The sequence below is a fragment of the Nostoc sp. DedVER02 genome, assembly GCF_034530675.2.
In the GTDB taxonomy this organism is placed as follows: Bacteria; Cyanobacteriota; Cyanobacteriia; order Cyanobacteriales; family Nostocaceae; genus Nostoc.
Genome location: NZ_JAVRCP020000081.1, coordinates 1 through 3,492, shown reverse-complemented (window position 1 = coordinate 3,492; position 3,492 = coordinate 1). Strand labels below are relative to the sequence as shown.

Sequence of the window (3,492 nt, the reverse complement as noted above, 5' to 3'; positions counted from 1 at the left end):
ATCCTTTCTGTTCGTTGTGCTTATCTGAATGGTTTACTTGCTATTTGAGTGTTTCTGCCAAAAGTGGATGCTCCCGACAGAGACTACGCTAACGTGAGGTACAGGAATACCCTTTTAACATTCAGAAGATATGACTACAGCCTATCAGCAAGAAGTCGTCCAATTACTCAAACAGGTTATCGAACCTACCTTAAAAAATGACATCGTTAGTTTGGGAATGGTACGAAATTTACGCATAGTTGATGACTATATTTACTTACGTTTATATATTGGTTCTCATCAGCACCAATTACAGGCAGAAATTCAATCTAAATTGTCATTTCTATCTTGGTGTAAAAAAACTTATATTCAAATTTGTACAATTCCAGGTGTTAAAACAACTCTAGGCATCTCTAGTGGTAAAGGTGGTGTGGGCAAATCCACAACAGCCGTTAATATAGCCGCAGCTTTAAAATTACAAGGTGCAAAAGTAGGATTATTAGATGCTGATGTCTATGGCCCCAATGTTCCCCAAATGTTGGGTTTAGGACAAGCTGATATTCAAGTGATTAATACTCCCACAGGTGATAAGTTTTTACCTTTAGAAGTTCAGGGAATAAAAATAATGTCAGTGGGTTTACTTGCAGAAGCAAATCGTCCTTTGGCATGGCGGGGGCCTGTATTACATAAAATTATCACGCAATTTTTGCAAGATGTGGAATGGGGTGAATTAGATTATTTATTGATAGATTTACCTCCAGGTACAGGTGATGCTCAAATTACAATTATCCAAGAAAGCCCAATTTGTGGAGTCATTTTAGTGACAACTCCTCAACAAGTGGCTGTTGCAGATGTACGACGTAATATATATATGTTTCGCCAAGTGGGTGTTCCTGTCCTTGGCATCATTGAAAATATGAGTTATTTAATTTGCGGTGATTGTGGTTCACGCATACCGATTTTTGGTAGTGGTGGCGGCGAACAACTGGCCGCAGAATTACAAGCGCCTTTGTTGGGACAAATTCCCATTGATCCCCGTATTTGTAGCGGTAGTGATACTGGAAATCCGATCGCAATGAGTGAATTCACTTCACCAGCAAGGGAGGTTTTTACACAAATAGCTATTTCATTAAATAGTACTTTTATGTTACACGATGAGTCTACGCAGCTTGACTAAAATCAGCCATTTTCGTCTAATAGACTCGGTGCTGCTTCGTCGGAAAGAGTAGTAATAATGTCTCTCAAGGGGCGATCGCGATCGCACTCTTCTGGTGTCTCCTTACCTAAAGAGGTATCTTTCACCAAGCGGTAAACATCAGCTGCGCCGTAAAAAATCCGCTCAGTCAAACCTAACTCTTGAAACGTTTCGGCAATCTCTTCCATTTCCCCTATCCAACGATGTGCTTTTGGTGTCATGGATGGAATAGAACGGGTGAGAATAGCAGCAAGTTCTGGTTGGCTACTAGATACTTCGTTCCATAGTTGCTCATCCAAGCCTAAGCGATGGGCAGCAATCAATAATTCTGTACTAATCGCTGTCAGTCCTTTGGTGAGGGCGGCGTAAGACATTTTCAATCCAGAAGCCTGACCAACTTCATCGCCAATCACTCGGATATCTAATCCATAATTTTGCAATTGTTGCAATTCATCGGCCTGTTTTCCTGACGCATAGATGCGCGTGCGACCGGGAACTCTAGGAGGTGGGCCAATGATGGAAGCATCTACAAAAGTTGCCCCAGATGATTCGATAATTTGGGCAATACGTTTTACCTTTTGGGGTGCGATCGCATTACCATCAACATAAAGGATCTGTTTACCCACATTACTGATCGCCTCTGCTACTTGTTTTGCTACCTCTGCCGCCGCAGAGGGTACTAAAACTGATAGCACCAGATCAGATTCAATTACCAGTTGTGTCAGGGAACCCACATCTTGGATATTAGCTGCGGCTGCTAATTGCCGAGTTCGTTCACTGCGATCGTCTAGGGCGGCAATGGTCTTCAATCCATTTTGATTGAGAACGGCTGCGATCGCCTGCCCCATGTCACCCGGACTTAAAATACCAACTGTTTGGATTTGCATGGAAAGCTTGATTGTTATCTGATATGAAGCTTTTAACTAAATACGCTGATTTTGGCGATCGAGTGATCCAAAAAGTACAGTAAGTTGATAGAGTTATCGTACTTATCTAAATAGCAACTTATCACAAATCATTCCAAGGAAGCAAGCTACCTGATGATTCAAAAAGCAGATGTATTTCGATTTGTCCTAGCTTTCGTTGCTGGATTTGTGGCTGTGGTGGTATTTCACCAAGGCTTGCTGGCATTGCTTCATGCAATTAACTTTGCACCTCGTGCGCCTTATCAAACCACTCCGACACCGCCCTTTGGTATACCGCAATTTCTATCAGGTGCTTTCTGGGGAGGAATTTGGGGTTTAATTTGGGCTACTATTACACTGCGCTGGCAAATAAATAAAAGTTATTGGTTAACTGCGCTGCTTTTTGGCGCTGTTGCACCCACATTGGTAGCTTGGTTTGTAGTTGCACCATTGAAGGGTTTACCCATAGCCGGAGGTTGGAAGCTACCAGCGATGATTACAGCTTTATTAGTTAACGGTGCTTGGGGACTAGGAACAGCTTTATTATTTAGTTGGTTTGGGAAAAAGCAAGTATTGCAGTGAAAGCAGTAATCAGACTAGTCAATGAAAACGATGTTCTACAAATGCTGGCAATTTATGAGCCAATCGTGCGGGAAACGGCAATTTCCTTTGAAGTAGAACCACCCACTCAAACAGAGTTTCAACAGCGGATTAAGAGTTATCAACAGCAGATGCCTTGGCTCGTTTGCGAAATTAATCAAGAAGTTGTAGGCTACGCCTATGCTAGACCCTACCATACCCGTACTGCTTATCAATGGTCTGTGGAATCATCTGTGTACGTCAGTGCAAATTATCGCAGAAAAGGAATTGCTAAAGCCTTATATACTTCTTTGTTTAAATTGCTGCGACTCCAAGGATTTTATAACGTTGTGGCCGCGATCGCTCTACCCAATCAACCCAGTGTGGCTGTACATGAAGCTGTTGGGTTTGCAACTGTAGGTGTCCTATGTCGAGTTGGGTATAAATTTAGTCGGTGGCACGATGTAGGATATTGGCAATTATCTCTCCAATCAGAGCAATCTTTCTTGACTGATGGCGAATCTATAAATCCACCTCTTTCTGTGTCAGAAATACAGAAATCGCCTGTGTGGGATGAAGCTTTAACAAATGGACTGTTGCTGCTGCGAATTTAAAAATTATGTCAGAAATTACCGATTTATCTGCTTCTCAACTGTTATCGCTCTATGGCGATCGTAGACTTAAAAAAATACGTAGGGTGTGTTAGCAACAGTGTAACGCACCAAACCCTTGATAATCGTGCGTTAAGGATTTCATCCTAATACCAATTCTTTATGAAGCTGCGCTAAATAAGGCTTCAAGGATAAAGTCGTAAGAAGTAAGAGAAGCAATCAT

At 42.0% G+C, this 3,492-nt stretch carries 4 protein-coding genes; 3 read left to right on the top strand and 1 reads right to left on the bottom strand.

All coding sequences use genetic code 11. The features are described from left to right. The first annotated feature begins 130 nt into the window (after positions 1-130). On the top strand, positions 131-1,156 hold the full coding sequence (locus tag RMZ41_RS31925) for an Mrp/NBP35 family ATP-binding protein (RefSeq protein ID WP_322640687.1): 1,026 nt from the start codon (positions 131-133) through the stop codon (positions 1,154-1,156). Positions 1,157-1,158: 2 nt separating this feature from the next. Here RMZ41_RS31925 and RMZ41_RS31920 read toward each other — a convergent pair whose 3' ends face one another. Then, a complete protein-coding gene (locus tag RMZ41_RS31920) occupies positions 1,159-2,061 on the bottom strand; it encodes an NAD(P)-dependent oxidoreductase (protein WP_322640688.1) in 903 nt (300 codons plus the stop codon). 153 nt (positions 2,062-2,214) lie between these two features. Between RMZ41_RS31920 and RMZ41_RS31915 the strand changes: the two genes are divergently transcribed. Both RMZ41_RS31915 and RMZ41_RS31910 read left to right on the top strand, forming a co-directional pair. Continuing rightward, positions 2,215-2,661 carry a hypothetical protein gene (locus RMZ41_RS31915; protein ID WP_322640689.1) on the top strand — a complete coding sequence of 149 codons (447 nt, stop codon included), beginning with the start codon at positions 2,215-2,217 and terminating at the stop codon, positions 2,659-2,661. Continuing rightward, positions 2,658-3,272: an N-acetyltransferase family protein gene (locus RMZ41_RS31910; RefSeq protein WP_322640690.1), complete on the top strand. Its 615-nt coding sequence runs from the start codon at positions 2,658-2,660 to the stop codon at positions 3,270-3,272. The genes RMZ41_RS31915 and RMZ41_RS31910 overlap by 4 nt, the downstream gene beginning before the upstream one ends. The last annotated feature ends 220 nt before the right edge of the window (positions 3,273-3,492 follow it).